This is a genomic window from Bradyrhizobium sp. McL0616, assembly GCF_049993385.1.
Lineage (GTDB): Bacteria > Pseudomonadota > Alphaproteobacteria > Rhizobiales > Xanthobacteraceae > Bradyrhizobium.
Genome location: NZ_CP188255.1, coordinates 833,586 through 860,345 on the forward strand (window position 1 = coordinate 833,586; position 26,760 = coordinate 860,345).

At 63.3% G+C, this 26,760-nt stretch carries 24 protein-coding genes and 3 pseudogenes; 13 read left to right on the forward strand and 14 right to left on the reverse strand.

All coding sequences use genetic code 11. From position 1 onward, the window contains the following. Positions 1–13 precede the first annotated feature (13 nt). The 3 genes from ACPPVR_RS04010 (at position 14) to ACPPVR_RS04020 (ending at position 2,526) form a co-directional block, all read left to right on the forward strand. The gene (locus tag ACPPVR_RS04010; RefSeq protein ID WP_426612976.1) at positions 14–709 is read left to right on the forward strand and encodes a hypothetical protein; all 696 of its coding nucleotides are present in this window, start codon (positions 14–16) and stop codon (positions 707–709) included. A 161-nt stretch (positions 710–870) separates the two neighbouring features. Further along, complete coding sequence (locus ACPPVR_RS04015) at positions 871–1,983, forward strand: NADH:flavin oxidoreductase/NADH oxidase (RefSeq protein WP_426612977.1); 1,113 nt, start codon at positions 871–873, stop codon at positions 1,981–1,983. Positions 1,984–2,118: 135 nt separating this feature from the next. Continuing rightward, complete coding sequence (locus ACPPVR_RS04020) at positions 2,119–2,526, forward strand: hypothetical protein (protein ID WP_426612978.1); 408 nt, start codon at positions 2,119–2,121, stop codon at positions 2,524–2,526. A gap of 35 nt (positions 2,527–2,561) precedes the next feature. Here the strand turns inward: ACPPVR_RS04020 and ACPPVR_RS04025 are convergent, their stop codons facing one another. From ACPPVR_RS04025 to ACPPVR_RS04035, 3 genes are all read right to left on the reverse strand, one after another. Next, complete coding sequence (locus ACPPVR_RS04025; RefSeq protein ID WP_426612979.1) at positions 2,562–2,807, reverse strand: PilZ domain-containing protein; 246 nt, start codon at positions 2,805–2,807, stop codon at positions 2,562–2,564. 247 nt (positions 2,808–3,054) lie between these two features. Beyond that, entirely contained in the window at positions 3,055–4,380 is a 1,326-nt protein-coding gene (locus ACPPVR_RS04030; protein WP_426612980.1) for a T6SS phospholipase effector Tle1-like catalytic domain-containing protein, read from the reverse strand. Between the two features lie 300 nt (positions 4,381–4,680). Beyond that, positions 4,681–4,815 (reverse strand): hypothetical protein, encoded by a 135-nt coding sequence (locus tag ACPPVR_RS04035; RefSeq protein WP_426612981.1) that lies wholly within the window; start codon positions 4,813–4,815, stop codon positions 4,681–4,683. Positions 4,816–5,063: 248 nt separating this feature from the next. Here ACPPVR_RS04035 and ACPPVR_RS04040 point away from each other — a divergent pair, with 248 nt between their 5' ends. From ACPPVR_RS04040 to ACPPVR_RS04055, 4 genes are all read left to right on the forward strand, one after another. Then, positions 5,064–5,327, forward strand: coding sequence for a hypothetical protein (locus tag ACPPVR_RS04040; protein ID WP_426612982.1), 264 nt, complete (start codon positions 5,064–5,066; stop codon positions 5,325–5,327). Next, complete coding sequence (locus ACPPVR_RS04045) at positions 5,324–5,620, forward strand: hypothetical protein (protein ID WP_426612983.1); 297 nt, start codon at positions 5,324–5,326, stop codon at positions 5,618–5,620. The genes ACPPVR_RS04040 and ACPPVR_RS04045 overlap by 4 nt, the downstream gene beginning before the upstream one ends. A gap of 187 nt (positions 5,621–5,807) precedes the next feature. Beyond that, positions 5,808–6,086: a DUF1488 domain-containing protein gene (locus ACPPVR_RS04050; protein ID WP_426612984.1), complete on the forward strand. Its 279-nt coding sequence runs from the start codon at positions 5,808–5,810 to the stop codon at positions 6,084–6,086. Between the two features lie 254 nt (positions 6,087–6,340). Next, positions 6,341–6,898, forward strand: coding sequence for a hypothetical protein (locus ACPPVR_RS04055; protein WP_426612985.1), 558 nt, complete (start codon positions 6,341–6,343; stop codon positions 6,896–6,898). Positions 6,899–7,620: 722 nt separating this feature from the next. Here ACPPVR_RS04055 and ftsZ read toward each other — a convergent pair. Both ftsZ and ACPPVR_RS04065 read right to left on the reverse strand, forming a co-directional pair. Then, positions 7,621–8,571: pseudogene (ftsZ, locus tag ACPPVR_RS04060) on the reverse strand (cell division protein FtsZ); the annotation flags it as partial. Positions 8,572–8,620: 49 nt separating this feature from the next. Continuing rightward, a complete protein-coding gene (locus ACPPVR_RS04065) occupies positions 8,621–8,929 on the reverse strand; it encodes a hypothetical protein (RefSeq protein ID WP_426612986.1) in 309 nt (102 codons plus the stop codon). Positions 8,930–9,257: 328 nt separating this feature from the next. Between ACPPVR_RS04065 and ACPPVR_RS04070 the strand changes: the two are divergent. Beyond that, positions 9,258–9,401 (forward strand): annotated as a pseudogene (locus ACPPVR_RS04070) (DUF1488 domain-containing protein); the annotation flags it as partial. Positions 9,402–9,540: 139 nt separating this feature from the next. Here ACPPVR_RS04070 and ACPPVR_RS04075 read toward each other — a convergent pair. The 3 genes from ACPPVR_RS04075 to rpmB form a co-directional block, all read right to left on the reverse strand. Next, positions 9,541–12,075, reverse strand: a complete 2,535-nt coding sequence (locus ACPPVR_RS04075; RefSeq protein ID WP_426616326.1) for a S8 family peptidase — start codon at positions 12,073–12,075, stop codon at positions 9,541–9,543. Next, the gene (locus tag ACPPVR_RS04080) at positions 11,975–12,982 is read right to left on the reverse strand and encodes an AAA family ATPase (RefSeq protein WP_426612987.1); all 1,008 of its coding nucleotides are present in this window, start codon (positions 12,980–12,982) and stop codon (positions 11,975–11,977) included. The genes ACPPVR_RS04075 and ACPPVR_RS04080 overlap by 101 nt, the downstream gene beginning before the upstream one ends. Before the next feature lie 277 nt (positions 12,983–13,259). Then, a complete protein-coding gene (gene rpmB, locus ACPPVR_RS04085) occupies positions 13,260–13,568 on the reverse strand; it encodes a 50S ribosomal protein L28 (RefSeq protein WP_426612988.1) in 309 nt (102 codons plus the stop codon). Between the two features lie 501 nt (positions 13,569–14,069). Here rpmB and ACPPVR_RS04090 point away from each other — a divergent pair. The 5 genes and pseudogenes from ACPPVR_RS04090 to ACPPVR_RS04110 all read left to right on the forward strand — a co-directional run bounded on the left by ACPPVR_RS04090 (position 14,070) and on the right by ACPPVR_RS04110 (position 20,848). Next, the gene (locus ACPPVR_RS04090) at positions 14,070–14,879 is read left to right on the forward strand and encodes a DUF3108 domain-containing protein (protein WP_426616327.1); all 810 of its coding nucleotides are present in this window, start codon (positions 14,070–14,072) and stop codon (positions 14,877–14,879) included. Positions 14,880–15,546: 667 nt separating this feature from the next. Then, entirely contained in the window at positions 15,547–18,936 is a 3,390-nt protein-coding gene (locus ACPPVR_RS04095) for a helicase-related protein (RefSeq protein ID WP_426612989.1), read from the forward strand. Between the two features lie 10 nt (positions 18,937–18,946). Beyond that, positions 18,947–19,213: pseudogene (locus ACPPVR_RS04100) on the forward strand (RNA-binding S4 domain-containing protein); the annotation flags it as partial. Positions 19,214–19,349: 136 nt separating this feature from the next. After that, the gene (gene fdxA / locus ACPPVR_RS04105) at positions 19,350–19,688 is read left to right on the forward strand and encodes a ferredoxin FdxA (RefSeq protein ID WP_426612990.1); all 339 of its coding nucleotides are present in this window, start codon (positions 19,350–19,352) and stop codon (positions 19,686–19,688) included. Between the two features lie 347 nt (positions 19,689–20,035). Beyond that, the gene (locus ACPPVR_RS04110; protein WP_426612991.1) at positions 20,036–20,848 is read left to right on the forward strand and encodes a CarD family transcriptional regulator; all 813 of its coding nucleotides are present in this window, start codon (positions 20,036–20,038) and stop codon (positions 20,846–20,848) included. Between the two features lie 132 nt (positions 20,849–20,980). Here the strand turns inward: ACPPVR_RS04110 and ACPPVR_RS04115 are convergent, their stop codons facing one another. The 6 genes from ACPPVR_RS04115 to cyoB all read right to left on the reverse strand — a co-directional run bounded on the left by ACPPVR_RS04115 (position 20,981) and on the right by cyoB (position 26,731). After that, entirely contained in the window at positions 20,981–21,514 is a 534-nt protein-coding gene (locus ACPPVR_RS04115) for a response regulator transcription factor (RefSeq protein ID WP_426612992.1), read from the reverse strand. Beyond that, on the reverse strand, positions 21,504–22,916 hold the full coding sequence (locus ACPPVR_RS04120; RefSeq protein ID WP_426612993.1) for an ATP-binding protein: 1,413 nt from the start codon (positions 22,914–22,916) through the stop codon (positions 21,504–21,506). The genes ACPPVR_RS04115 and ACPPVR_RS04120 overlap by 11 nt, the downstream gene beginning before the upstream one ends. Beyond that, a complete protein-coding gene (locus tag ACPPVR_RS04125; protein WP_426612994.1) occupies positions 22,888–23,628 on the reverse strand; it encodes an SURF1 family protein in 741 nt (246 codons plus the stop codon). Before ACPPVR_RS04125 ends, ACPPVR_RS04120 begins: the two co-directional genes overlap by 29 nt. Positions 23,629–23,732: 104 nt before the next feature. Further along, complete coding sequence (cyoD, locus tag ACPPVR_RS04130; protein ID WP_426612995.1) at positions 23,733–24,107, reverse strand: cytochrome o ubiquinol oxidase subunit IV; 375 nt, start codon at positions 24,105–24,107, stop codon at positions 23,733–23,735. Then, positions 24,104–24,733, reverse strand: a complete 630-nt coding sequence (cyoC, locus tag ACPPVR_RS04135; RefSeq protein WP_426612996.1) for a cytochrome o ubiquinol oxidase subunit III — start codon at positions 24,731–24,733, stop codon at positions 24,104–24,106. The genes cyoD and cyoC overlap by 4 nt, the downstream gene beginning before the upstream one ends. Then, the gene (cyoB, locus tag ACPPVR_RS04140; RefSeq protein ID WP_426612997.1) at positions 24,734–26,731 is read right to left on the reverse strand and encodes a cytochrome o ubiquinol oxidase subunit I; all 1,998 of its coding nucleotides are present in this window, start codon (positions 26,729–26,731) and stop codon (positions 24,734–24,736) included. Positions 26,732–26,760 lie beyond the last annotated feature (29 nt).

The following is a 26,760-nucleotide window of genomic DNA, read 5'->3' on the forward strand; positions in this document are numbered from 1 at the left end:
CCGGCACATCATCATGCCCAACCTCCGCGCCATTCTCGCCCTTCTCCTCACCTTCGCGCTGTCGCCGGCCTTTGCCACGGCCGAGCACAAATACGCCAAGGGCGAATACGCCATCATCACCGGCGGCCGGGCGCCGAATGGAAAGCTCTCCATTGCCGCCCATGGCGAGGGCGAAGCCGGCTCCGACAAATTCCGCATCTATTTGATGGCCGAGCCCGGCCATCGCCGGGTGATGACGCTCGACAACGTCAACGACGACAACATCCTCGACAGCGCGCCGGATGCCTTCCACGCCGCCTGGTCGGCGGATTCGCACTATGTTGCCGTCACCTTCCGCAGCGAGCGCCATATCGTCACGCTGAACCTCTACGCCATCGAGGGCGGCCGCGCGCGGCTGGTCGATCCGCCGGATCTGTTCCGGGACGTGACCGGCCGCACCGTCGATCGCGTCAACGACGGCGACATGCGCACGTCCGTGCCGGCGCTGACCTGGCTCGCGCCGCGCCGCTTCCACCTCACCGATTACCGCGTGTTCGTCGAGGACGACACCACGCTCGGGGGCAAGCTCGGGCCGCTCGGCAAGGCGTCGAAGCGCGACGGCGGCGGCAATACGATCCAGTTTTCGGCCGAGGCCGATGGCGAGCTGCTGCCCGATGGCCGCATCCGGATGGGCAAGCCCCAGCCGGGCAAGTTCGAGGAACTGGATTAACCGTCGTTCCGGCGGAGCTTGTGTCGCGGTCTTGTGATCATATGACACGCGCAATGCATGGCCTTGCGCGCGGCCATGCCCGCCGCGCCGCTGGAAATCCGCCCGCCCAGCACTACACTCTCCTCAATCTCCCGCCCTCTCATCCCCCGGAACTCCCCCGCATGAGCGCCCTGTTTTCCCCGATCAAGCTGCGCGGCCTGACGTTGAAGAACCGTGTCGTGGTGTCGCCGATGTGCCAGTATTCGGCCGACGACGGCGTCGCCAATGACTGGCATTTCACCCACATCAACAATCTGGCGCTGTCGGGCGCGTCGATGTTCTGCATCGAGGCGACCCATGTCGAGGCGATCGGCCGCATCACGCCGGGCTGCCTCGGGCTCTACAGCGATGCCTGTGAAGCCGCGCTGAAGCAGATCCTGTCTTCCGTGCGAAAGCATTCCACCACCGCGATCGCGATGCAACTCGCGCATGCGGGCCGCAAGGCCTCCAGCGCGCGGCCCTGGGACGGCGGCCAGCTGATTCCGCTGAGCGCAGGCGGCTGGCAGACGGTGGCCCCAAGCGCGCTGCCGCACAAGGAGGGCGAGGCCGCACCGCTCGCGCTCGATGCGAGCGGCCTGAAGCGCATCCGCGAGGCCTTCGTCGACAGCGCGAAGCGCGCGATGCGCATCGGCATCGACGCGATCGAGCTGCACGGCGCGCACGGCTATCTCATGCATCAGTTCCTGTCGCCGATCTCCAACAAGCGCACCGACGAATACGGCGGCTCGCTCGAGAACCGCATGCGTTTCCCGCTGGAGATTTACGACGCGGTGCGCGCGGCCTTTCCGCACGACAAGCCGGTCGGCATGCGGGTGTCCTCGACCGACTGGGTCGAGGGCGGCTGGGACCTGGCGCAGACCATTGAATTTGCCAAGGCGCTGAAGGCGCGCGGCGTCGACTGGATCGATGCCTCCTCCGGCGGCGTCTCGCCGCTGCAGAAGATCACGCTCGGCCCCGGCTACCAGGTGCAGTTTGCCGACGCCATCAAGCGCGAGACCGGGGTGCCGACGATTGCCGTCGGCCTGATCACGGACGCCAAGCATGCTGAAGAGATCGTCGCATCCGGCAAGGGCGACATGGTCGCGCTCGGTCGTGCCATGCTCTACGACCCCCGCTGGGGCTGGCACGCCGCAGCCGAAGTTGGTGGTGTGGTCGAGGCGCCCCCGCAATACTGGCGCTCGCAGCCCTCGACGCAGAAGGAGTTGTTCGGCAAGACCTCGTTCGGGGCAAGGTGACTTCTTTCTGCACCTCTCCCCGCAAGCGGGGAGAGGGAGTTAACCCCCACCTCACGCATCCGTAACTCCCCCAACCTTCCACCCGCCGCAAAACAGGCCTAACGTCCGGGCACCCAACGCCCCGCGAGGCCCGCCATGCGATTTCGTGTCCGGAAGGCAGCCCATGTGCTGGAGCGTGTTGGCCTTGCGATGGCGGGCGCCGCGTGCGGGCTGTTCGTCGGCGCCTATGTGGGCTCGGCGATTCCGCCGCTGACCACGCAGGGCTTTCTGATGCTGATGATGCTGCTCGGCGTGGTCGGCTTCTATCTCGGCATCGACACGCCGCAGCTGCCGTTCGACGAGGCGCACAGCCACATCGACGCCGCGGAATTCCTGAGCTCGGCCGGCACGCTCTGCGCCACCTTCGCCGCACTCGCCTCCGTCGCCGTCATCGTGCTGCGGCTCGAGGCGGACGACGCGCTGACCTGGCTGGTGCTGCTGGGATGGATCGCCGGCGTCGCGATGCAGATCGTCGCGGGCGCGAAGGCCCGGATGCGAGCGTAGCTTTCTTACCCTCCAGGGGAGGGTAAGAAAGAATCCTAAAACACCACACCCACCTTCGTCCCCCGCTTCCAGGCCACGCGGCAGCGCTTCTTGGTGTTGACGTGCAAGAGCTCGAACCTGTCGGGGATTTTCACCTGGCCGCCGAGATCGACGCAGGCCCCGCCGGCCGAATAGTCGATCAGCGTGCACTCGATCACCGGCGCGCGCGGGTCGGTGATAATCTTGGCCTGGCGGGATACGCGGCCGGCAGGTTTGACGCGGGCATGTCGGCGCGGATGCATTGGCACTCTCCTCCAATTCCGCGAGGCGCGGCGGGTGGTTCGCAATGTTGCGAGACAGGTGATGCGATCACGCTAAGGCGCGCGGGAGAATTTTAATGAAAAGTAGCGGAGACTGCGGAAAGTGGCGGTAGCGGGGTGGGGTGCTGCCTCCCCACCCATCATTGCGAGCGCAGCGAAGCAATCCAGACTGCCTCCGCGGAAAGACTCTGGATTGCTTCGCTTCGCTCGCAATGACGAGCCCCCACCTTCACCCCGTCACAATCTCCCCCGCCTCAGCCCCCGCATCCGCCCCCGCCGCTACCGGCATCGGCACGGTCACATAATCCTTCGGCAGGTTCACCGGCCGATACCCGGGCTCCACCGCCATCCGCTTCAGCACGCTCTCATGCACATGCGCGCCTTCGGGGATGACGCGCGGCTCGCAATCCGGGATGTAGAACCCCGCAAACACCTTCCGCTCCGGCCATTCCTTGTAGGTCGCGCTCTTCGGAAGGAATTCCAGCACGCGCCAGGCCGCACTCATCGAATTGTGCAGCTCGCCCACCTTGCCGGTATAGGCGGGCGGGACATATTGGAACGGTGAGTTCTTGCGCGCGATGCCCCAGGCAAGCTGGTTCACGCTGCGCTTGTTGAAATTCAGCCCGGCCTTGGTCGCCTCGTCGATCATCCAGATCAGCGGATATTTCGATTCCCCGCTCTCGACTTCCGGATAGCCGCCGCCGACGTCGCAATGCACGCCGGCGAACCACACCTGCAGAATGTCCTGCGGCTCCTTCCTGTGGTCGGGCACGAAGCGGTTGCTCCAGAACTCCTGCGGCTCCTCGTACTCTTTCAGGCGGAACATGCAGCGCCGCTCGTCGATCGCGATCGCCTGGCGGAAGATGTTCACGCTGGGATTGCGCAGCGTGAAAGCGAGCTCCTCCAGGCTCGGCCAATAGAGCCGGTCGGCGCGCGGCACGATCACGCTCGCCACCGTGTCCCAGACGCCGATGAAGTGGATGGTCGGCCAGCGCGACGAGGTGAAGCGCGCGAATTGCGCGGCGAGATCGAACTTGTCCTCCGCGATCGGCCCGTCCTCGTCGAAGCCGCCATCCTTGAGGTCGTCGAGGTCGTTGCCGCGCCCGGTGCCGGAATATTGCTTGTAGGCGATGAAGCCGCTGCCGGCGAGATTCGCCTGTTCCGGCGAGATCAGGCCGACCTTGTGGATCAGCCCCGCCAGCACCCGCACGGTATAGGCGCCGCGCGAGAAGCCGAACAAATAGATGCGGTCGCCCGGCGCGTAATGCTCGACCAGGAAGCAATAGGCCGCGAGCACGTTGTCATCGAGCCCGTAGCCGGTGGCGAGCCCCAGCACCAGCTTGATGTTGGACTTCCAGCGATTCCACGTCGACGGCTCCGTCACCGTGCCGACGCCGGGATCGTAGAACACCATCTGCCGCGGCTGCGTCTTGTCGGTCTTGCGCAGGCAGCGATAGAGCTTCAGGACGTTGGAGATGTTTTCCGAGATCTCGTTGCCGGTGCCGTCGCAGCAGATGACGAGGTTTTTCGGCTCAAGCCTGGGTGCGTGATCCACGATATACCCCTCCCGGTGTTGCTACCCGGGCGAGCATAGCAAAAAAGCGCGACGGCGAGGAGACGGCGGCGGAGGGCACGGTGCCTGCTCTCCCTCGCCCCGCTTGCGGGGAGAGGGTGGGGTGAGGGGGAGTCTCCGCGCGGGAGGTGAGAGTTGGGAGCGTGGTCGCTCCACAAACTCGTCATGCCCGGGCTTGTCCCGGGCATCCACGTTCTGGTCTCCACGCAGCAAGAACGTGGATGGCCGGGACGAGCCCGGCCATGACGGAATCCGTCGACGCAGCCGGCGCTATATCTACTGTTACTTCTTCTTCGCCGGTCCGAAATCCGGCTGCCAGCCCGCTTCCTTGCGGGTCGGTGCCGCGGCGATCACCTTGGCTTTGTCCTTTTTCGGTTTCTTGGTCTCGCGATTGCTGCGTTGCTGTCCCTTGGCCATGACGTCCGTCTCCTCTGGAGGTTCGAGTTCGTCCGATTGCAACACTCGTCCGCGCGCGTGCAGACACGCATGTGAAGTACGCCTGCACCACGCCAATTGCGAGGACAAAAACGGCGCGCGCGAAGGCCGCGGGCGCGGCCGCAGCGCACACGCTGGCGTGATGATAGTGCTGGCTATTACCACCTATAGAGCGCATTGTCGGCGCTAGCGGCGTCGGTAGGGGCTCCACTTGCGAAAGGCAGGCCCGCATGACCATCCGCTCGCGGCGCGAAACCATCACATTCAGGCATCCGTTCCACATCCGCGGCATCGCGCGCGAATTGCCGGCGGGCGCCTATGAGGTCGTCACCGACGAGGAGACGATCGAGGGACTGTCCTTCGCGGCCTATCGCCGCATCGCCACCATGATCACAGTGCCGTCCGAAGGCGTGCGGGGCGCGACAGAGATGCTGTCGATCGGCTCGGTCGATCTTGCGGATGCGCAAGCAACTGACGCGAGCGCCAGCGCATGAACGACATCCCGGTCGATCTCGACAAGCATCGCGGCATGGCCGCCCAGAAGGCGACCGATCTGCGCCGCGCGCTGGCCGAGGTCGAGGCCCATGTCCGGGAGCTGCGCGATCGCGAGGCCGATCTCGAAAATCGCATGATGACGGTGCCCGCGATGTCGTGGCCCGAAGCCGCGGTGAAGGCGCGCCACCTGCTCAACCTCTATGCGGCCAGCCTGCCCACCGAGGACACCCGCCACCGCGCGTTGGTGGCCGCGCTGTTCGACGATTTCGTGCGGCTGAGCGGCGAGAATTGAAGGCGGCCACGGGCGCGGTCTCGCTACACCTCTCCCGCTTGCGGGAGAGGTCGCATCGCATCGAAGATGCGAGGCGGGTGAGGGTTCTTTCCACACGGGGAGTATCTCGATCGTGGCGACACCCCCACCCCAACCCTCCTCCGCAAGCGGGAGAGGGAGCGCACTTTTCGCGTAACAGGAGTTACCCATGACCCTCACCACCAGCCGCTTCATCGGCCACGACCAGGATCGGGGCATCGTCCAGTTCTCGATGCAGGACGGCGCGACGGAGATCCCCTGCGCGATCTCGACCTCCGCCATGGACGACCTCGAGCGCGGCCCGCGCGCCAGACCCGCCGAGCGCGAAGCCCAGTTCACCCGCCTGCGCGACCGCATCGAAGCCTGCACCGGACGCAAATATCAGGCGACGGAGTTCGAAGGCACCCCGCCGGGGATCGTGCTGCGGAGCATTGATTTCCGGGGGTAGCGGGAGGCGAAGGCTCGCACCGCGCGCGTGCGTAGGCTTCGCGCATTTTCGACTGCATCCGCGGCCCCGTTTCCGCATCAGCTGTTGACATTAACCGCTTGTTAACCATGCGGTCGCCTAATGTGGAGGATTGGGGGATCACCATGTCGGCCCATGTGACGCGACCGAAGTTGATGCCTGTGCCGGCCGATGCAGCCTTTCGTCTGCTTGGCGGTAAGGCGGTTCGCGCCACGGCTGTCCTACGGAGCAGAGCAATGTTCGGAAAGGACGACTTAGTTGACAATCTCAGCCGCGATCTCGATCGCGCGCGCGGACGACGCGATGCCCTTGCATCCGAAGCCACGAGCCTGACGGCTCAGATCGCCGAAATCGAAGCCCGCCTTTCGGAGGAGAAGAACAGGCGGGAGCGTGATCGCGTCCTGGGCCAGATCGAAGCGATCAAAACCCGAATCAAGCAAGCCGGGAGCGCGTTTGCGCCTGTCGTCGATGGTCTCTGCAAGGCGATCGAGCAGGCTGCGGCCGTTGTGCCCGAGGCCCGCGAACTCAATAGCTTCCTGGTATCGGTGGCGGCCGAAATCGACAACGTCATTGATCCGCTGCTCCGCGAACTGGATCAGCGCGCGGATACGGTGCGGGTCGGCCACGCTGTGATGGACATCCCGAGCTCGGCCGATGAGCGGCCCGTCGTACCGCCCGTCGAACTGCCAAAAGACAACAACGAGCGCCTGCTTCGTTTCCCGGCATGGCTGTCTCGCGACAAGGAGCCGGAAAGAAACGAAACAGCGGAGAGCCCGCGCAGCACGGCAGCGTGAACAACCGGCGCGGCTTGCGCCGCTTAAGAGGCTGTTCTGCAGCTCTGACGTTCGGAATTCGCGGACGAAATTGCCGTCGTCAACGCCAGCATGTCGACCGGCATGCGTCGAGCACGCGAGATTAGGCCTGGCTGGTTGCCAAGAAGAGGGTGTGCTCCCTCTCCCGCTTGCGGGGGAGGGCTGGGGTGGGGGTGCTTCCGCGGTCGACACTCCCGACGTGGAGAGAGCCCCCACCCGGCGCGCGGGTCGATGCTTTGCATCGCCCGGACGCGCCGACCTCCCCCGCAAGCGGGAGAGGTTGAGCGAGCCTGCGGCTCGATCGATTCAACCCAAAGCCATTCTGCTTTGGAGCCGCGTCGCGCCGGTCCACTTCCGACAATTGGAGACAAGTAACTCTGGCTCGTCCGACCAGCTCAGTTGGTCGCGCGGCGCAGGAAGGCCGGGATATCGAGAATGCTTTCGTCGGCCGCATTGCGCGGAGACGCGCGGCCGTAAGGATCGTGTGGCTGGGGAGCCGCGTGGCGCGCATATTCCGGATTCGGCCTTGCCGGGTGCCCCGCGGGAGGGCCGGCCTCGGTGCGGAGCGGCGGGCTCTCCACTTGCGGAAGGGGTGCACCGCGCTCGATGCGATCGGCGATGCGGCGGCTGTCGTTGCGCAGCCTGCCGGCGAGCTGCGTGAGTGAGGTTTCCGCCGGTGGCGTCTGGAGCGCCGGATCAACATTGTCGATTCCGGTCGCCACCACCGAGACGCGGACGATGCCTTCGAGGCTTTCATCAAACGACGCGCCGACGATGATGTTGGCGTCCGGGTCCGCCTCGTCGCGAATGCGGGTCGCAGCTTCGTCGACCTCGAACAGCATGAGATCCCGGCCGCCGGTGATGGAGATGATGAGGCCGCTGGCGCGCTTGATCGAGGGGTTCTCGATCAATGGATTGGAAATTGCGGCCACGGCGGCGGCGAGCACGCGTTTCTCGCCGGACGCTTCGCCCCTTCCCATCATGGCCTTGCCCTTCTCCCGCATCACCGAGAGAACGTCGGCAAAATCGAGATTGATCAGGCCTTCCTTGACGATGAGGTCGCTGATGCAGGCCACGCCCGAATAAAGCACCTGATCGGCAAGGGCAAAGGCATCGGCGAATGTGGTCTTCTCGCTGGCCACCCGGAACAGGTTCTGGTTCGGGATGATGAGCAGGGTGTCGACTGTCTTCAGCAACTCCTCGATGCCGGCTTCGGCACAGCGCATCCGGCGCTGGCCCTCGAAGTAGAATGGCTTGGTGACCACGCCGATCGTGAGGATGCCGAGCTCGCGCGCAGCCCTGGCGATGATGGGTGCAGCCCCGGTGCCGGTACCGCCGCCCATGCCGGCAGTCACGAACACCATGTGCGCGCCGGTCAATTGATCGCGGATCGTATCGATTGCCTCCTCGGCTGCGGCGCGTCCCAATTCGGGCTGCGAGCCGGCGCCGAGGCCTGCAGTCACCTGTGTGCCGAGCTGGATGAGGCGCGTCGCCTTCGACATGGCCAGCGCCTGCGCGTCGGTATTGGCGACGACGAAGTCGACCCCTTCCAGGCCGGCCGTGATCATGTTGTTGACGGCATTGCCGCCGGCGCCGCCGACCCCGAACACGACAATGCGCGCCTTCATCTCGCGAATATCGGTCATGCCAGTCATTCTTTCCTAGTGGTTGCTCCGGCGGGCCGGGATGAGAAAGTTTCAAGTGCTACTTGCGAGCCGCGCGGTCTGCGCCCACGATGGCCGCGGCCAGATGTCCCAATCGAAGCGCGGCTTGTCCCGCGATCGCGCCGCTGGCACGGCGACCGCTCCGCAGCGCCGCCACTTCGTCTTCTAGTCGTGCCGCCCACGCATTGGCTGCCGTCGTCTCGGCAGCCGCCTGCTGCAGCTCGACGGCGAGGCGATCGGCGCGCTCGCGCTCGCGCTCGAACACGACCCTGTAGGCGGTCGCGACGGCTTCGAGCCGCGCGACCTCCGCCCTGAAGGCCTCGATCTTGACCGCCTCGATCTTTGTCACGGAGGCCCCGATGGGGTCTGCCTGGCGGCCCATTCGTGGGCGGGGCGTGTACCGGAGTTCGGAGAGATCAACGCTCACCAGGGCTTTGCCGTCATCCGACCGCGAGCGCGGCAAACGGCGACGTCTCGCAAGCGAACGCGCGGCCTCGCGCGAGATATTGAGGCGGGCACTGAGATCGGCATACGTCAACAACGCAACGCACATCGGCGCTTCTCCTGGGGCGAACCGGGAAGGCATTTCGAGCTAATGATGGCTGGACGATGAGTTAAGGCTAGGGTGCGTTGGTTAACGGACAGTTAACGCGCGCACGGCGCTGGCGCCGGGCGTACGCGCCAGACCCACTGAGCGCGAAGCCCAGTTCATGCGCCTGCGCGACCGCATCGAAGCCCGCGTGGAACGCAAATATCGGGCGACGGAGTTCGAGGGCACGCCGCCGGGGATCGTGCTGCGGAGCATTGATTTTCGGGGGTAGGGGGCGAGCTGGCGGACGGCGAGTGCGTTGTCAACCAAGCTCGTCACCAATACTCCACGGGATGCCTCTCCAGATAAAGCTAACGGGGCGAGCATAGCGATGAATGATGCTTAGGTTAGGATGGTAACCAGAAATTGCTCTATACCTGCGCGCGAATGGGTACCTTCGGTTTCACCTGAATGCTCGTAAGGATGTCTTCGTATATCTGTGTTTCCCCCGGCATCTCGATAGTAACGACTAATCCGAATGGAATTACCTCGTCGATTGGCGTTCCTTGATCTGGCTCTCTCTGAATCTGAATCGGGATTGTAGAGTCGCTTTCGGCTTCGCCGATTTGCTCGCTCGTCCATCTACGGTGCACAACGGTTCCGCTTTCCGATTGACTATTTGACGGTTGATCCGATGTTGTACTCACGCCGGCCAGCTGCAAAGAGCTTCGCTCGAGTGAGTCGATCTTGAGCTTCACTGCTCTGTAAGCCAAATGTCCAGGGCGCGTAGGTGTGAACCAAGCTAGCGTCGCCCGTATTTCTCGCACAGATGCCGAAGCAGCAAGAGACTTAGGTACGCGAATATCGAACGTAAGAGACTCTTCCGGGCTCAACGTTCCTGTCGCCCACAACGTTGCTCGATCGTTGGCGCACGCAACGACGTTGTCAGGATCAACAAACCCGAAGCCAAGATAGCGGCTTACTTCTCTTCGCCAATGTTCGTGATGAAGCGTCGAAGTTGGGTCGACAGTTGTGCGAATGAACGTCTCACTACCGCGCCAAGAGGCAGAATGGACAAGAAATGACTTGAGAAGAGCTGCGCGCTCTGCCAACGGCATTGCATCGATGAGTTGGGGGTAGGCCTCTTCAAGGGCGTCAAATATTCGATGCCCTGAATGAGTAGCCAGCGCAGCCGCAGCGCTTGTACCGATTGTGAAGTGCGTTCCCAGCGCTCCGTTTTGCGAGGGCGCAGCGACTTTTAGTCCCCAATAGCGACTGGGATGAGGATGCGGCGCTAGATTCACAGGTGTAGATGCAGGCCCAATCCTGACCCTCTCCCTTCCACCCGCAAACAAAGCCTCAGGCTTAATCGCCCGTCGTAAGCCGGGCCCAAGCCTTGAAGACAGGTTCGGCATCTCCACACCTGCGAAGGGTTGGAATGGTGTCACGCCCCCAAATATCTCCTGCGAGGAATCGTCGTGCCAAGCCCCGATCGTCAGGGAGTTAATACTGTCGGCAGGAGCGAGCAGTCGACGATCTGCCTTCACTGCATCGACGCCGGCTAGAGTAGCTTGGGCGCGGACATTAGCGGACGCCGCGCCGAAGCTTGGTTCATCTGGGAAGTCGTCCAGAACGATCGCTTGTTCTGTATTTCCCGCACTTATGATGAAGAGTATACCATAGGTGTAGGCTAGGTAATCGAGCGCGCGAGCCCAAGTCGATATTTTGCCGGAGAAGGGCTTAGTTCTATCACCGAGAGATAGGTTGACGACGATTACTGCTGCTCCATCGGTACTCCTCATGCGCATAACCGCCTCGAAGATCACATCGACTACAAGCTTATTGTCGTCGAATCTTTCCCCGCCAAATACAGGCGCGTACATCACCGGCCTAAAATAGATTCGACGGCTCAAGGGTGAAGGTGGACCATTTAAGTCGCCATGAAGAGCGAGCGAGGCCATCGCTGTTCCGTGGACGCGTGGCCCGACCGAGAGGGTCTCAAGATCGTCAGGATCGTCAACGCTTAGTCGGTTGATAAGCAGTGGGTGGGCTTGCACTGGAACTGCATCGAATACGGCTGCGATTGGTTGGTCCCTATTCGGCGCGGGTCGTTCAATGCCGTCTAAAACCATCTCGTCAGCTGCATCGATAGCTGTACCAATGCTTTGCGGAGTGATCGCGGCAATCGGGTCAGCGCCGGCGAGTGATGCTGGATCGAGCGCAGCAATACGACGCATTTCCGTTGCCGGCACCTCGGCGAGAATGGCGTGGTAAGCGAATTCTGGTCGATACGCTTGGTGGATTGTCCGCCCCCCGATCGTCTCAACCAGATGACGAACGTCGCGTTCGGCCGAATGCGATGCTTCGCTAGAACTTCTGAAAACAAGTTCGATCTCCAGCCCAAAAAATTCGGTGTCTGGCGCTTCATCCGCTAGAGCGTGGAAGTACTCTCGATTTGCGTACGAGACACGATCAGCTGGCCCCCAAGGACGAACGGCACGAAGCTGCGAAAATAGGTCTCTCCAAGGGGTGTAGTTTCTAGGGACGCTCCCTTCGCGTAACCAAAATTCCCAAAGTGAAACGATTTGTTGCAGCGCCCCTATTTGGGGGACGAGTAAATAAAATTCGGGACTCTTGTCGAAATCGTCAGCTTCCAGCTCTTCCTCGCCGGCGAACTCTAATCCGTCGATGCGTTGGACTGCCCGTGCAAAATTCTGCACCGATCCCGTGACCTCAAAGACAAGAAGTCGCTCTGGAGCAAGGGAGTTGGGATCGGATCGAAGCTGAAGAGCTGCATCAGATCGATCCAGAATATTTCGCAGCTGAGAAAAGATCGGCCCGTGATTTTGTGCCTGTGCTTGCCGATCAAAGCGTCTTGCTCGTCCTCCTCCTCCGCCCGAACGCCGCTTTGGGACGTCTCTTGGATGGTTTAGGCGCAGAAGCGGTTTCTGAGGGTCGTGAGGCATCTTGCGCTGCAATAACCCTTGATGTCCATAATTCAACCTGCTCGCGTAGAATATCCTTCAGCTCGCGATTCGCGAGCGAAAGTATGTGTTGCCGTCGAATCGTTTGGCAGAAATCCAGAGCTTCTGCGAAGCTGACTTCACCAAGTTTACCAGCCAAAACATTCGCCGATACACCGGCGCTCTGCGGCCATGCTTCGAATTGGCGATCCAGAAAAGCCGCGAGGGCCTCATGAGATGGCAAGGGCATAGCTAGGCGAAGCTCGAAGCGGCGCCATACGGCTCGATCAAGCAACTCAGCATGATTTGTGGCTGCAACAGTCACAACGTAGCTGGGCAGGCGATCAATTTGCATCAGCAAGAAGGAGACTACTCGCTTGATCTCGCCCGTCTCGTGGCTGTCTCCACGTTCTTTACCGATCGAGTCAAATTCATCGAAGAACAGGACGCAAGGAACCGTGCGGGCGTAGTCAAATAATCGCGCCAGGCGCGTGTTAGTTTCTCCGAGAAAGGAGCCAACGAGCGCATCGTATCGAACAGTAAAAAATGGAACTGCTAAAGCTTCCGCAACCGCTTCTGCGACGGATGTCTTACCGTTACCCGGAGGGCCAGACAGCAACAAACGATGCCTTGGCTGCATTCCGTGAGCGCGAAGCAAGTCCGCTCGATGTTGTTCTTCGATAAGCTGCTTCAATTGCTGCGAAACGGGAAGAGGTAGGATCAATTCATCCAATCGCCGCCGTGGGACAGTTTCGATAATGCTGTCCTTGCCAGACTGAACACTCGTCGATGCGACGTTTGCTGGTGGCGTAACCGTAACGGTGGATAGTGCCCTTTGCAGGCGATCGGCTAGGACGTGATGATTCTTGCTGCGCTCTTCTGCTACGGCAGCTTCTACGGATGAGCGCAAGGCTGCGCGATCACCGGTAGCACCAGCGCGAACTATTGATAGTAGAAGATCACTTCGTGCCACCGATGAGCCCACAGCGAAGCAGTGCGCAGAAAGCTAACACGAGATGTCTTTGCATAGAAGGTCTGAGCTGCGCCTCAGAACTTGGACATTCGATGTTTGCTGGTTTTCACAAACAAAAACGGCCGGATCTTTCGATCCGGCCGCAACGCAACTCTACTTGGCCAAGCCTACGCCACGCGACGCAACTTAGCCCCCGCCCAATTCTAAAACTTGCTCAGCTGGCCTGCTTGACCGGAGCGGTGTCGCCGACCTTTTTCTGGATGGCGCGCTTCAGCTCGAGGGCGCGCGGCGACAGGACGTCGGCCTTGGCCTTGAGCAGGAAGGGGTCGAGGCCGCCATTGTGGTCGACGCTCTTGACCGCGTTGGTGGAGACGCGCAGGCGCACGTTGCGGCCCAGGGCTTCGCTGATGAACGTCACGTTGACGAGGTTCGGCAGGAAGCGGCGCTTGGTCTTGATGTTGGAGTGGCTGACCTTGTGGCCGACGAGGGGGCCCTTGGCCGTCAGTTCGCAGCGGCGAGACATGTCAAAATCCTCAATCTTTCCCCCAATGATGTGCGGCCGCCATTCGGGGCGCCACGGGGGCAAATTCTCTGTCCTTGCAGGGAGCGGCGGACGTATAGGGGGGAAGCGGCGGGACGTCAAGGCGACGGGCCGTTTTAGGCCCGTCGTCCCGGGGCGGGCGGAGCCCGAACCCGGGATCTCAGGCGGCATTCTCGGTGTCATCGCCCGCCCCAGTGCGCAAGTGCGTACAAGGCGGGGCATGACAGTGGAATGGGCTGGGCGGCTGTGCGCCCCTGACGCACCCCCGATCACCAAAACGGCAGTGTTTAAAGTGCCTTACCATCACATAAAGGGCGTATTCACCCCCGAAAACTCCGGAGAGTTCCGCCAGCTTTCGGCCCCTCGCACATTGTTTGCCGCGAGATTTGGCTTAACTAACAAGGCCTGACGTCCCCATTGGATGGCTTCGTGCACACCCTGACCCCTCATCTGCCCCGGCTGCATTCGGTTGGCCGGCTGGCTCTGGCGGCCCTTTGCGGGCTCGCTTTGGCGTGGGGGGCGAAGCCTGCGGCGGCCCAAGGCAAGCTCGAGGCGCAGTATGAGGCGACGCTGGCCGGCATTCCCGTCGGCAAGGGCGCTTGGACCATCGACATCCAGGACGACGTGTTTTCGGCTGCTGCTTCCGGCGGCACCGCCGGGCTGCTGAAATCGTTTGCGGGCGGGTCCGGAACCGGCGCCAGCCAGGGGCGCGTGGTCAACGGCGCGCTGGTCGCGACCGCCTACCAGGCCACCACCACCACCTCGAAGAAGACCGAAGAGATCCACATCACGCTCGACAAGGGCAATGTGAAGGAGTTCGGCATCGTGCCGGAGCCTCCCGTTGATGCCGACCGCATCGTCGTCACCGAGGCGCATCGCCGCGGCGTCTGGGATCCGATGACGGCCACGCTGCTGCGCGTGCCCGGCACCGGCGATCCCGTGTCGCCGGAGGCCTGCCACAACGCAGCGCCCGTGTTCGACGGCCGCATGCGCTACGATCTCAAGCTCGATTTCAAGCGCATGGAAACGGTCAAGGCCGAGAAGGGCTATCGCGGCCCGGTCGTGGTGTGTTCGTTGTTCTTCGTCCCCGTTGCCGGCTACATCCCCGACCGCCCCGTGATCAAATACCTCGCCGCCCAGCGCAACATCGAGATCGCGTTCGCGCCGGTGGCAGGCACGCGGATTTTGGTCCCGTTCTGGCTGAAAGTGCCGACGCCCTTGGGGCCGGCGATGCTGGAAGCCACCAGCTTCATCACGGCGCCACAGCCGCCGCGGGTTGCGAAGACGCAGTAAATCCCCTCGTCATTCCAGGGCGCGACGGAGTCGCGAGCCCGGAATGACGAGAGAGACGATTTAGCCGCGCTATCTCAACACCTTACCCGCCGTCACCCCGCCATTTCGCCGCCACCCGTTTCTACTGTGCATGGGGTTGTTTTCGCGAAAATGAGCTGAGGGGGCGGGATACGTGAATCCATTTGACTCCGCCCCGATTCTGATTCGACTCCGCGCCGTCCCCAATTTTAAGGAACAGGTCATCGAAACGTCGCTTGTGCGACAGCGCAAAACTCCATCTAGTGCGATGAAACAAAGAGTCCCGCGACATGTTGCGTGAACGTAACAGGACTCTCGGGGGAGTCAGCGATTCGGCCGCGATTCGTTCTAGACTCGTTCCGAAGCTTAAGAACAACGGGAAAAGCGTCGCAAAGTGAGACAGTTGCGCGAGGTTTGGGGAGCTCTCTCGTCTCCCTCGCCCCGTTCTTACGGGGAGAGGGTTGGGGTGAGGGGCTGCTTCCACGGATGCGGTGACAGCGGGTTTGCGGAGAGTCCCCCTCACCCGGATCGCTTCGCGATCCGACCTCTCCCCGCAAGCGGGGCGAGGTGACTTCCAAACGCTTCGCGCCAAGCACGCCCCAAACAGCACTGACATTCGCCCCAATCGCCACTACCTAATCATTCAGACATGGCCTTTTCTTACTCTCCCTTCGCTTCCGAGCGCGCACCCGGCGCGGGCGTCACTGCGGTGCTCGGGCCGACCAACACCGGCAAGACCCATCTCGCCATCGAACGGATGCTCGCGCATTCGTCCGGCGTGATCGGGCTGCCGCTGCGGCTGCTTGCGCGCGAGGTCTATAACAAGATCGTCGCCCGCGTCGGCCCCGAGGCCGTGGCGCTGATCACCGGCGAGGAGAAGATCAAGCCGAAGAGCCCGCGTTTTTGGGTCTCGACCGTCGAGGCGATGCCGCGCGACCTCGACGTCTCCTTCCTCGCCGTCGACGAGGTCCAGATCGCGTCTGATCTGGAGCGCGGCCACGTCTTCACCGACCGCATCCTCAACCGCCGCGGCCGCGACGAGACGCTGCTGCTGGGCGCCGCCACGATGCGCCCGATCATCGAACGGCTGCTGCCTGGCGTGTCCATGATCACCCGGCCGCGGCTGTCGCAGCTCGAATTCGCCGGCGACCGCAAGATCACGCGCCAGCCGCGCCGCACCGCCATCGTCGCGTTCTCCGCCGACGAGGTCTACGCCATCGCCGAGCTGATCCGCCGCCAGCATGGCGGCGCCGCCGTGGTGCTGGGATCGCTGTCGCCGCGCACGCGCAATGCTCAGGTCGAGATGTTCCAGAACGGCGACGTCGATTACCTCGTCGCCACCGACGCCGTCGGCATGGGCCTCAATCTCGACGTCGACCACGTCGCCTTTGCCTCCGACCGCAAGTTCGACGGCTACCAGTTCCGCCGGCTGACGCCGTCCGAATTCGCGCAGATCGCCGGCCGCGCCGGCCGCGCCACCCGGAACGGCACCTTTGGGACCACGGGCCGCTGCGGGCCGTTCGAGCCCGAACTCGTCAATGCGCTCCAGAACCACACCTTCGACAGCGTGAAGGTGTTGCAATGGCGTAATTCGAAGCTGGATTTCGCCTCGCTCGGCGCGCTCCAGGTGTCCCTGAACCAGTCGCCGGGTCATGAGGCGCTGACGCGGGCGCCGATCGCCGAGGACATGCGCGTGCTCGACCACGCCGCTCGCGACGCCGAGGTGCGCGACGTCGCGCACGGCAAGGCCGCCGTGGAACGGCTGTGGGAGGCCTGCCAGGTCCCCGACTACCGAAAACTGTCGCCGGCCGCCCATGCCGAGCTCGTGACCACGCTTTACGGCTTCCTGATGCAGAAGGGCCGCATTCCCGATGCCTGGATCGCGACCCAGATCGACCAGGCCAACCGGATCGACGGCGATATCGACACGCTGTCGGGCCGGATCGCGCAGGTCCGGACCTGGACCTTCGTCGCCAACCGGCCGGATTGGCTCGCCGACCCCGAACATTGGCAGGGGATCGCGCGGGAGGTCGAAAATAAATTATCGGATGCGCTCCATGAACGCTTGACTGAGCGTTTCGTTGATCGCCGGACCAGTGTATTGATGCGCCGCCTGCGGGAGAACACGAGCTTGAATACGGAAATCGGCAAGACCGGCGAAGTCATCGTCGAAGGCCATGTCATCGGCCGCCTCGATGGCTTCACCTTTGCACCGGATGCGGCGGAAGCCGGCTCCGATGCGAAAGCCTTGCAGGCTGCCGCGCAAGCGGTGCTCGCCGGCGAGATCAACACCCGTGCCGAGAAGCTCGGCGGCGCGCCCGACGATCAGTTCGTGCTGACCTCGGACGGCACCATCCGCTGGACCGGCGATGCGGTGGCGCGGCTGACGGCCGCAGAGGAGGCGCTGCATCCGCGCATCCGCATCATCTCGGACGAGAGATTGACGGGTGGCCCGCGTGAAAAAGTGCAGGCGCGGCTCGACCTCTGGCTCAAGACGCATATCGAGAAGCTGCTCGGGCCGATGTTCGAGCTCAGCAAGGCCGAAGATGTCACCGGCATTGCCCGCGGCATCGCCTATCAGCTGGTCGAGGCGCTCGGTGTACTGGAGCGGCCGAAGATCGCCAACGAGCTAAAGGATCTCGACCAGCCCTCGCGCGCGGTCCTGCGCAAATACGGCGTCCGCTTCGGCGCCTACCACATCTATTTCCCCGGCATCCTGAAGCCCGCCGCGCGTGCTTTGGCCGCGTTGCTGTGGGCCCTGAAGCAGGACAATGTCGATCTGTCGTCGCTGTCCGGCGCGCAGCATCTGGCATCTTCGGGCCGCACCTCGTTCCCGGTCGACAAGCAGTTGCCGCGCGATGCCTATCGCGTGCTCGGCTACAAGCAGGCCGGCGAGCGCGCCGTGCGCGTCGACATTCTGGAACGTCTTGCCGATCTGATCCGCCCGGCACTGGCTTGGCGCGAGAACGCCTCCGGCGAGAAGCCCGCCGGCGCGTTCGATGGCCGCAGCTTTGTGGTGACGCAGGCGATGACCTCGCTCACGGGCTCCGCCGGCGAAGATTTCGCCTCGGTGCTGCGTGCGCTCGGCTACCGCATGGAAAAGCGCGCGCCGCTTCCGCCGAAGCCGGTGGTGGCTGCCGCGGAGACGCCGGCCGCTGAGGCCAGTGCAGAAGCTCCGGCTGAGTCGACTGCAGTCGAGACTCCGGTTGAGGACAGCGCAATCGAAGCCGCCCCCGAGCCGGTCACCGTCGAAGACGCGCCCGGCATGGAGCTGCACGACGAGCCGGCTCACGAAGAACCGACGCTCGAAGCGTCTCCTGAGGCGCCCGTCACCCCCGAAGACGCCCCCGGCATCGCGCCGCCGGCGGAAGAGGCCGCGGCACCCATCGAGGCTGCCGCTGAAGCCGCTCCGGCTGAGACCGCCGCGACCGAAGCCGCGGCATCGGCTGATGCTGCTGTGCCTGCTGAGGCTGTGGCCACGCCCGCCGAGCCCGAGCTCATCGAGGTCTGGCGTCCCGGCGGCCGCCACGAGGATCGCAAGCCGCGCCACGAGCGGCATCGTCATCAGCGTCACAACAACCAGCCGCGTCCGCAGGCTGGCGCAGAAGCGGGTGCTGCTGCCCCCGCCGAAGGCGAAGCGGCGCAGGCCGCCGACGGTGAGAAGCGCGGCGAGCAGCGCCATCGCCATGGCGGCGGTCGCAGGGATGGGGCTAAGGATTTCCGCAAACCGCGCGAAGGTGGTGCCGAAGGCGCGCCGCGTCCGGAAGGGCGCGACGACAGGAACCGCAGCTTCCAGGGCAAGGATCGGGACAAGGATCGCAACCGCGACAACAAGGGCAAGTTCGGCGGTGATCGCGACAAGGGCCGTGACAATCGTGGCCGCGACCGCGACAAGGGCCGCGATCGCCAGGGTGGGCCGTCGCTGCGTCCCTATGCGTCGAGCGCGAATCCGCGCGAGCGCGATCGTCCGGTCGATCCGAACTCGCCCTTCGCAAAGCTCGCCGCGCTGAAAGAGCAACTGGCCGGTCGCAAGGAGTGATCCCACGACCGAGCGGCAGCGCCTCGATAAATGGCTGTGGCATGCGCGGGTGGTGAAGGCGCGCACGTCGGCGGCTGAGCTCATCGAGTCCGGCCATGTCCGCGTCAACGGCACGCGCGAAAAGTCGCCGGGCCATGCGATCAAGATCGGCGACGTGCTCACGATCGCGCTCGATCGCACCGTGCGCGTGTTGAAGGTCGTAGCCTTCAGCGAGCGCCGCGGCGATGCTTCCTCGGCTCGCGTGCTCTACGAAGAGGTTACTGAGCGCAAAGAGTAATTAATTGCGCTTTCAATTCATTTCTTGACCGATCAAACGCGCAAAGCCGTCATGATCGGGGCTTCCCGACCTTGCAGCGCCGGGCCATCCGCGCTACGCAAGCCGCGACTTTTAAAAGAGCTTTTCGGAGCGTTGGATGACTTACGTCGTCACTGAAGCCTGCATCAAGTGCAAGTACACCGACTGCGTCGAGGTCTGCCCGGTCGACTGTTTCTACGAGGGCGACAACATGCTCGTCATCCATCCTGACGAGTGCATCGACTGCGGCGTGTGCGAGCCGGAATGCCCTGCCGACGCCATCAAGCCGGACACGGAACCGGGCCTGGAAAAATGGCTCCAGGTCAACGCCGACTACGCCAAGACCTGGCCGAACATCACCCAGAAGAAAGAATCACCCGACGACGCGAAGGAATTCGAAGGCGTGGAGGGCAAGTTCGACAAGTATTTTTCTCCGAATCCCGGTTCTGGAGACTAATTCGCGGCCAAACTTAACCCTAATACCTTCGTTATCGCCGAAAACCAGCCCTTAAGACCCCTAAATCATTGATTTTTGCGGGAAATGTGCTATATTGGGCACATTAAGCTGAACCCTGTCAGCCCAGTTGGCCCCTCAGGGTTCCCGTGAAACCAGATGTCGAACAGGGGCGTGGCAGTTTCCGCGCGCAGGCTGTGTCACAGAAAACGCGTAAAAAGAGTACTTCTGCGAGGGCTTCCCATAAGGAGGCCAAGAAAGTCGCCACGGCCAGCCGTAGCGCATCCAAGGGCCGTGCCGCCGCCAAGGCGCCCCCGGCTGCAAAGTCCTCTAAGAATAAAAGAAGCGCAATGCCTAACAAGACTGCCAAACCGGCCGTGAAAGCGACCGTTTCCAAGCCTGCTGCTGCCAAGCCTGCTGTTGCCAAGGCTCCCGCTGCCAAGCCTGTTGCTCCGAAGGCCCCCGTTGCTGCCGCCCCTGCCAAGGCCCCCGTTGCTGTCGCCAAGCCGGCAGTGAAGCCTGCTGCGCCGGCGCCGAAGGTCGAGGAAAAGAAGGTCGTGACCCAGCGTCAGGGTTTCAAGGCCAATGAATTCGTCGTCTATCCCGCTCACGGTGTCGGCCAGATCCTGGCGATCGAGGAGCAGGAGATCGCCGGCGCGAAGCTCGAGCTGTTCGTCATCAACTTCATCAAGGACAAGATGACGTTGCGCGTGCCGACCGCCAAGGTCGCCAACGTCGGCATGCGCAAGCTGTCCGAGCCCGCGCTGGTGAAGAAGGCGCTCGAGACGCTCAAGGGCCGCGCCCGCGTCAAGCGCACCATGTGGTCGCGCCGCGCCCAGGAATACGAAGCGAAGATCAATTCGGGCGACATCGTCGCGATCGCGGAAGTCGTGCGCGACCTCTATCGCTCCGAGTCGCAGCCCGAGCAGTCCTACAGCGAACGCCAGCTCTATGAAGCGGCGCTCGATCGTCTCTCCCGCGAGATCGCGGTGGTGCAGCACTCGACCGAGACCGAAGCGGTCAAGGAGATCGAGGCCCAGCTCGCCAAGAGCCCGCGTCGCACTGGCGCCAAGACGGAAGCCGCTGACGGTGAGGCGGATGCCGAGGGCGAGACCGACGAGACCGATGGCGACGGCACCACGGTCGCCGACGAGGCGGCGTAAGCGCCTCGCAGCGTCGAGCTGCAACAGATCAAAAGCCCGGCCGCAAGGTCGGGCTTTTTTGTTTGATGCACCGGATGATCTTGCTCGGTCCGTAGGGTGGGTTACGCTTCGCTCTGCGAAGAGACGAGAGGCTCACTTCACCGGCCGCTTCTCGAGTTTCCTTGCCAGCGTGCGCCGATGCATGCCCAGCCGACGCGCTGCTTCCGAGATGTTGAAATCCGTCTCGATCAGGGTCTGGTGGATGCGTTCCCACTCCAGCGTCTTGATCGAGGTCGGCCGCACGTCCAGCGCGACTTCGGCATTGCCTTCGGCCCTGTTGAAGGCGGCTTCGATGTCGTCGGTGTTAGAGGGTTTTGCGAGATAGTGGCAGGCGCCCAGCTTGATCGCCTCGACAGCCGTCGAGATGCTGGCGAAGCCTGTCAGCACCACGATCAGCATCTCCTCATCGTGCGTGTGCAGGAGCTCGACGCAGGCGAGGCCCGAGGCGCCGCCGAGCTTGAGGTCGACCACGGCGTAGCCGAAGGATCGCTCCTCCAGCACTTTGCGGACCTCTTCGATCGAGGCGGCGAGCACGACCTCGTAGCCGCGGCGCTCGAACGAGCGTTTCAGCGTGCGCGCGAAACCGGCATCGTCCTCGACGACGATGAGCGAACGGTCAGGCGTCAAAGCTGCCTCCGATCGCGAGCGTTGCCAGCGGCAGCGTGAGGCGGACGGTGGCGCCGCGCTTCCTGTGGTTCTCGGCGGTCACGCTGCCCCCTAACTTGCGCACGACGTTCACCACCAGGAACAGGCCGAGCCCGCCGCCGGCCCGGCCCTTACTCGACTGGTAGGGCTTGCCGAGCTGCGCCAGCATCTCCGGCGCAAAGCCGGGGCCGCGGTCGCTGATCGACAGCACGAGATTGTCGCCCTCGCGTTCGGCGAGCAGCTCGACCCATTCGCGCGAGACCTCATAGGCATTGTCGAGCACGTTGAAGATCACCTGCTTCAGGGCAACATCGGAGACGATCGCGACGTCCTCGCCAAATGTGTTGACGAAATACAGTGTCCGCGCCGAGCGCGCGTTGCGCCATTCCTCGACCAGTGCGGTGACGAAGGCCGTCGCCGTCGTCGGCGACGATCCTTCGCCGCGCGCTTCGCCCGCCGACACCAGGATGCCTGTCACGATCGTCTTGCAGCGTTGCAGCGAGGTTTCCATCTCCGTGAGGTCCTCGGCAAGCTCCTGGTCGGCAGCGAGATCCGGCATGCGGCGCCAGTCGCTGAGGATGACCGAGAGCGAGGCGAGGGGCGTGCCGAGTTCATGCGCTGCGCCGGAGGCGAGCAGGCCCATGCGGACGATGTGATCCTGCTCGGCGGCATGCTGGCGTAACGCCGCCAGATGCGCGTCGCGTTCGCGCAGGTTCCTGTTGATGCGGGTCACGAACACCACGAGCAGCACGGCGTTGAGGACGAAGCCCAGCAGCATGCCGGTGACGGTGAGCGTATAGGTCTCGTTCAGCGGGTTCGGCGGCAGGTCGAGCGGCCGGTAGGCCATCGTCAGCCACACGAAGCTCGCACAGCTCAGCGCCACCAGCGACCAGGTCGAGCGGGCGTCGAGCAGCACCGCGCCAAGCGTTACCTGGAGCAGGAATAGGGATGTGAAGGGATTGGTGGCGCCGCCGCTCAAGTAAAGCTGCGCGGTCAGCGCCGCGACATCCAGCATCAGCGCGACCAGCAGCTCATTGTTGGTGATCGCGGCGCGATGGCGCACCCAGACCAGGCTCGAGACGTTGAGGAAAACCAGCGCGCCGATCACCGCGCCCATGCGGGTGAGCGGCAGGGGAATGCCAAGCCAGAAATGCACGCCGCCGATGGTGACGATCTGGCCGACCACTGCGGTCCAGCGCAACTGGATCAGCAGCGCCATGTTCTTGCGGTTGGTGTCGTCGTCCGTCGGCGCCGTGCCGATCAGCTCGCTGCGCGCGTCCGCCTGCGATTGCAGCGTAACGGCCAGCTCGCCAAATGCTTGCTCGCCAAGTGCTTGGGGAGGCGTCTTCCCGTCGTCAGGTCGGTTCGACGATCGTTCCAGCATCTGATCCCGTCCTGTGCGCGGCGGAATCAGATCCGCCGGCCGGTTCGTGGACGAAGCGCTTGCGGCGGAACAGCCCGCCGCCGAATGTGACGAAAAGCTTGCCGGCCAGCATGAACGCCAGGGCAAACCACGTCAGCGCGTAGATCAGGTGGTTATTGGGAAAGCTCACCACGGTCAATCCGCCGATTGGCCCGTTGCCGGTTCGTGATCCGGCCTCGGCATCAATGAAGAACGGGGCGATGTCGTGCAGGCCGTGTGCCGCCGCAATCGCGGCCACATCCCGCGAATACCAGCGGTTGTGCTGGGGCACGTTGTTTCGAAGGAATCCGCCCTTCGGCTCCGTCACGCGCAACAGGCCGGTGATTTCGACCTGGCCGTCCGGATTGCCGTCCTGGCGCGTCGATGCGTCGCGCCGCTCGGTTGGCACGAAGCCGCGGTTGATCAGGACCAGCGTGCCGTCGCCGCGCTGGAGCGGCGTCAGCACCCAATAGCCGGGCCCGTCCTCGGTGACGGCCTGAATCAGCGTCTCGCGATCATGCAGGAAGCGACCGCTCACTGAGACATGCCTGTATTCATCGTTCGCGGCGGTGACCGCCGGCCACGATGTCGCCGAGGGGATCGGCTGCGCCGTGGCATGGACGCGCTGCTCGACGCGGTCGATCAGCGCCAGCTTCCAGGCGCGGCGTTCGACCTGCCAGACGCCGAGAGCCATCAGAAGCACGAAGGCGGTAAGCGAGAGGACCGTGAGCCAAAAAGAGGGACGCGCAGCCCTTGCAGGGCTGCGCGTTTCGCTTCCGTCTGGTCTCACGAGATCGCTCACTTCATCCCAGTCATCTCGTGGATCGGCATCATGTTGCTGTTGAGGTGGTTCATCACCCACAGCGAACCGGACAGCGCGATCACCACCATGACGATGGTGAAGATCAGCGCCATCATGCTCCAGCCGTTCTCGGACTTGGTGTTCATGTGCAGGAAGTAAATCATGTGCACGACGATCTGCACGACTGCAAAGGCCATGATGACGAGTGCGGTGATCTGCTTGCTCGGCAGCGCACCGCTCATCACCAGCCAGAACGGGATCGCGGTGAGCACGACCGAGAGCACGAAGCCGAGGAGATAGGTCGAAAGCGAGCCGTGCGAATGATCGTCGTGATGATGGTCGGCTACAGCGGCGTGGGTGTCGGTGTTCATCGCAGAACTCCCAGGAGATAGACGAAGGTGAAGACGCCGATCCAGACCACGTCGAGGAAGTGCCAGAACATCGACAGACACATCAGGCGACGGCGGTTGGCCTCGATCAGGCCGAAACGCCAGACCTGCGTCATTAGCGTCACCAGCCAGATCAGGCCGAAGGAGACGTGCAGGCCGTGGGTGCCGACCAGCGTGAAGAACGCGGACAGGAAGGCGCTGCGCTGCGGCGTCGCGCCCTCGTTGATCATGTGGGCGAACTCGGTGAGCTCGATGCCGATGAAGGCGAGGCCGAACAGGCCGGTGATCGCCAGCCACATCTGCGTCTGGCCGATCTTGTTCTGCGCCATCGTCAGCATCGCAAATCCATACGTGATCGACGACAGCAGCAGCATCGAGGTGTTCACCGCGACCAGGTTCAGGTCGAACAAGTCCTTCGGCGCGGGCCCGGCGGCGTAGTTGGCGCCGAGCACGCCGAAGGTGGCGAACAACATCGCAAAGATGAGACAGTCGCTCATCAGATAGATCCAGAAGCCGAGCGATGTGCTGTAGCCTTCGGGGTGCGGATGCTCGTCGGCGAGATAGAAGAGCGGCTCGCCGGTTTGGGCGGGGTTGACAGCGACCGTCATTTACTTGGCTCCGGCGAGCAGTTGGGTGCGCGCTTGTTCGGTCTCGACCACCTTGTTGGCCGGGATGTCGAAGTCGCGGTGATAGTTGAAGGTATGGCCGATCCCGACGACGAGCATCGCGATGAAGCTCGCTGCCGCCAGCCACCAGATATACCAGATCAGGCCGAATCCCATCGCGGTAGCGAAGCCGGCGAGGATGATGCCGGTGCCGGTGTTGCTCGGCATGTGGATCGGCTTGAACCCGGTGAGCGGACGCTGGTAGCCGCGCCTCTTCATGTCCCACCACGCGTCATTGTCGTGAACGACGGGGGTGAAGGCGAAGTTGTAGTCCGGCGGGGGCGAGGAGGTCGCCCATTCCAGCGTGCGTGCGTCCCAGGGATCGCCGGTGACGTCCTTGAGCTGCTCGCGCTTGAGGAAGCTGACCGCGAACTGCATCAGCATGCTGAGGATGCCGAGGAAGACGAGACCGGCGCCGATCGCGGCGATGACGAACCAGATCTGAAGCGAAGGATCGTCGAACACGCGCAGGCGGCGGGTCACGCCCATCAGGCCGAGTACATAGAGCGGCATGAAGGCGAGATAGAAGCCGGTGACCCAGAACCAGAACGACAGCTTGCCCCAGAACGGATCGAGCTTGAAGCCGAACGCCTTCGGAAACCAGTAGTTGATGCCGGCGAACGCGCCGAACACCACGCCGCCGATGATCACATTGTGGAAGTGCGCGATCAGGAACAGACTGTTGTGCAGGACGAAGTCGGCCGGCGGCACCGCAAGCAGCACACCGGTCATGCCGCCCAGCACGAAGGTCAGCATGAAGGCGATCGTCCACAGCATCGGCAGCTCGAAGCGGATGCGGCCGCGATACATCGTGAACAGCCAATTGAACATCTTCGCGCCCGTCGGGATCGAGATGATCATCGTGGTGATGCCGAAGAACGAGTTGACGCTGGCGCCCGACCCCATCGTGAAGAAGTGGTGTAGCCAGACCAGGTACGACAGGATGGTGATGACCACAGTGGCGTAGACCATCGAGGTGTAGCCGAACAGCCGCTTGCCGGAGAAGGTCGAGGTCACTTCCGAGAAGATGCCGAAGGCGGGGAGAACGAGGATGTAGACCTCGGGGTGGCCCCAGATCCAGATCAGGTTCACGTACATCATCGGGCTGCCGCCGAAATCGTTCGTGAAGAAGTTGGTACCGACGTAGCGGTCGAGCGAGAGCAGCGCGAGCACGACGGTCAAAACGGGGAAGGAGGCGACGATCAGGACGTTGGTGCAGAGCGAGGTCCAGGTGAAGACCGGCATCTTCATCATGGTCATGCCGGGGCACCGCAGCTTGACGATGGTGCAGATCAGGTTGATGCCGGATAGAGTGGTTCCGACGCCTGCGACCTGCAATCCCCATATGTAATAGTCAACGCCGACATCGGGACTGTAGCCGATGTTCGAGAGCGGCGGATAAGCGAGCCAGCCGGTGCGGGCGAATTCGCCGATGAACAGCGAGGCCATCACCAGCACCGCGCCGCCGACGGTCATCCAGAAGCTGAAATTGTTCAGGAACGGGAACGACACGTCGCGTGCGCCGATCTGGAGCGGCACGACGAAGTTCATCAGGCCGGTGACCAGCGGCATCGCCACGAAGAAGATCATGATCACGCCGTGGGCGGTGAAGACCTGGTCGTAGTGATGGGCGGGGAGGAAGCCCTCGGAACCGCCGAACGCGAGCGCCTGCTGCGCGCGCATCATCAGCGCGTCTGCGAAGCCGCGCAGCAGCATCACGATGCCGAGGATCATGTACATGATGCCGATGCGCTTGTGGTCGACGGTGGTGAACCACTCGCGCCAGAGATAGCCCCAGAGGCGGAAATAGGTCACGCCCGCGAACAGCGTGATGCCGCCAAGCGCGACCATCACGAAGGTGCCGACGAGGATTGGCTCGTGCAGCGGCAGCGAATCGATGCCGAGACGGCCGAAGATGAGCTTGAGAAGATCAGGAGACATGCGAGCTCTCTTTAGGAGTCTGACTTCAG

Coding starts and splice junctions, on each gene's coding strand:
- ACPPVR_RS04010 (WP_426612976.1), top strand. CDS start 14: ATGCCCAACCTCCGCGCCATTCTCGCCCTTCTCCTCACCTTCGCGCTG.
- ACPPVR_RS04015 (WP_426612977.1), top strand. CDS start 871: ATGAGCGCCCTGTTTTCCCCGATCAAGCTGCGCGGCCTGACGTTGAAG.
- ACPPVR_RS04020 (WP_426612978.1), top strand. CDS start 2,119: ATGCGATTTCGTGTCCGGAAGGCAGCCCATGTGCTGGAGCGTGTTGGC.
- ACPPVR_RS04025 (WP_426612979.1), bottom strand. CDS start 2,807: ATGCATCCGCGCCGACATGCCCGCGTCAAACCTGCCGGCCGCGTATCC.
- ACPPVR_RS04035 (WP_426612981.1), bottom strand. CDS start 4,815: ATGGCCAAGGGACAGCAACGCAGCAATCGCGAGACCAAGAAACCGAAA.
- ACPPVR_RS04040 (WP_426612982.1), top strand. CDS start 5,064: ATGACCATCCGCTCGCGGCGCGAAACCATCACATTCAGGCATCCGTTC.
- ACPPVR_RS04045 (WP_426612983.1), top strand. CDS start 5,324: ATGAACGACATCCCGGTCGATCTCGACAAGCATCGCGGCATGGCCGCC.
- ACPPVR_RS04050 (WP_426612984.1), top strand. CDS start 5,808: ATGACCCTCACCACCAGCCGCTTCATCGGCCACGACCAGGATCGGGGC.
- ACPPVR_RS04055 (WP_426612985.1), top strand. CDS start 6,341: ATGTTCGGAAAGGACGACTTAGTTGACAATCTCAGCCGCGATCTCGAT.
- ACPPVR_RS04075 (WP_426616326.1), bottom strand. CDS start 12,075: ATGCCTCACGACCCTCAGAAACCGCTTCTGCGCCTAAACCATCCAAGA.
- rpmB (WP_426612988.1), bottom strand. CDS start 13,568: ATGTCTCGCCGCTGCGAACTGACGGCCAAGGGCCCCCTCGTCGGCCAC.
- ACPPVR_RS04095 (WP_426612989.1), top strand. CDS start 15,547: ATGGCCTTTTCTTACTCTCCCTTCGCTTCCGAGCGCGCACCCGGCGCG.
- fdxA (WP_426612990.1), top strand. CDS start 19,350: ATGACTTACGTCGTCACTGAAGCCTGCATCAAGTGCAAGTACACCGAC.
- ACPPVR_RS04110 (WP_426612991.1), top strand. CDS start 20,036: ATGCCTAACAAGACTGCCAAACCGGCCGTGAAAGCGACCGTTTCCAAG.
- ACPPVR_RS04120 (WP_426612993.1), bottom strand. CDS start 22,916: ATGCTGGAACGATCGTCGAACCGACCTGACGACGGGAAGACGCCTCCC.
- ACPPVR_RS04125 (WP_426612994.1), bottom strand. CDS start 23,628: ATGGCTCTCGGCGTCTGGCAGGTCGAACGCCGCGCCTGGAAGCTGGCG.
- cyoD (WP_426612995.1), bottom strand. CDS start 24,107: ATGAACACCGACACCCACGCCGCTGTAGCCGACCATCATCACGACGAT.
- cyoC (WP_426612996.1), bottom strand. CDS start 24,733: ATGACGGTCGCTGTCAACCCCGCCCAAACCGGCGAGCCGCTCTTCTAT.
- cyoB (WP_426612997.1), bottom strand. CDS start 26,731: ATGTCTCCTGATCTTCTCAAGCTCATCTTCGGCCGTCTCGGCATCGAT.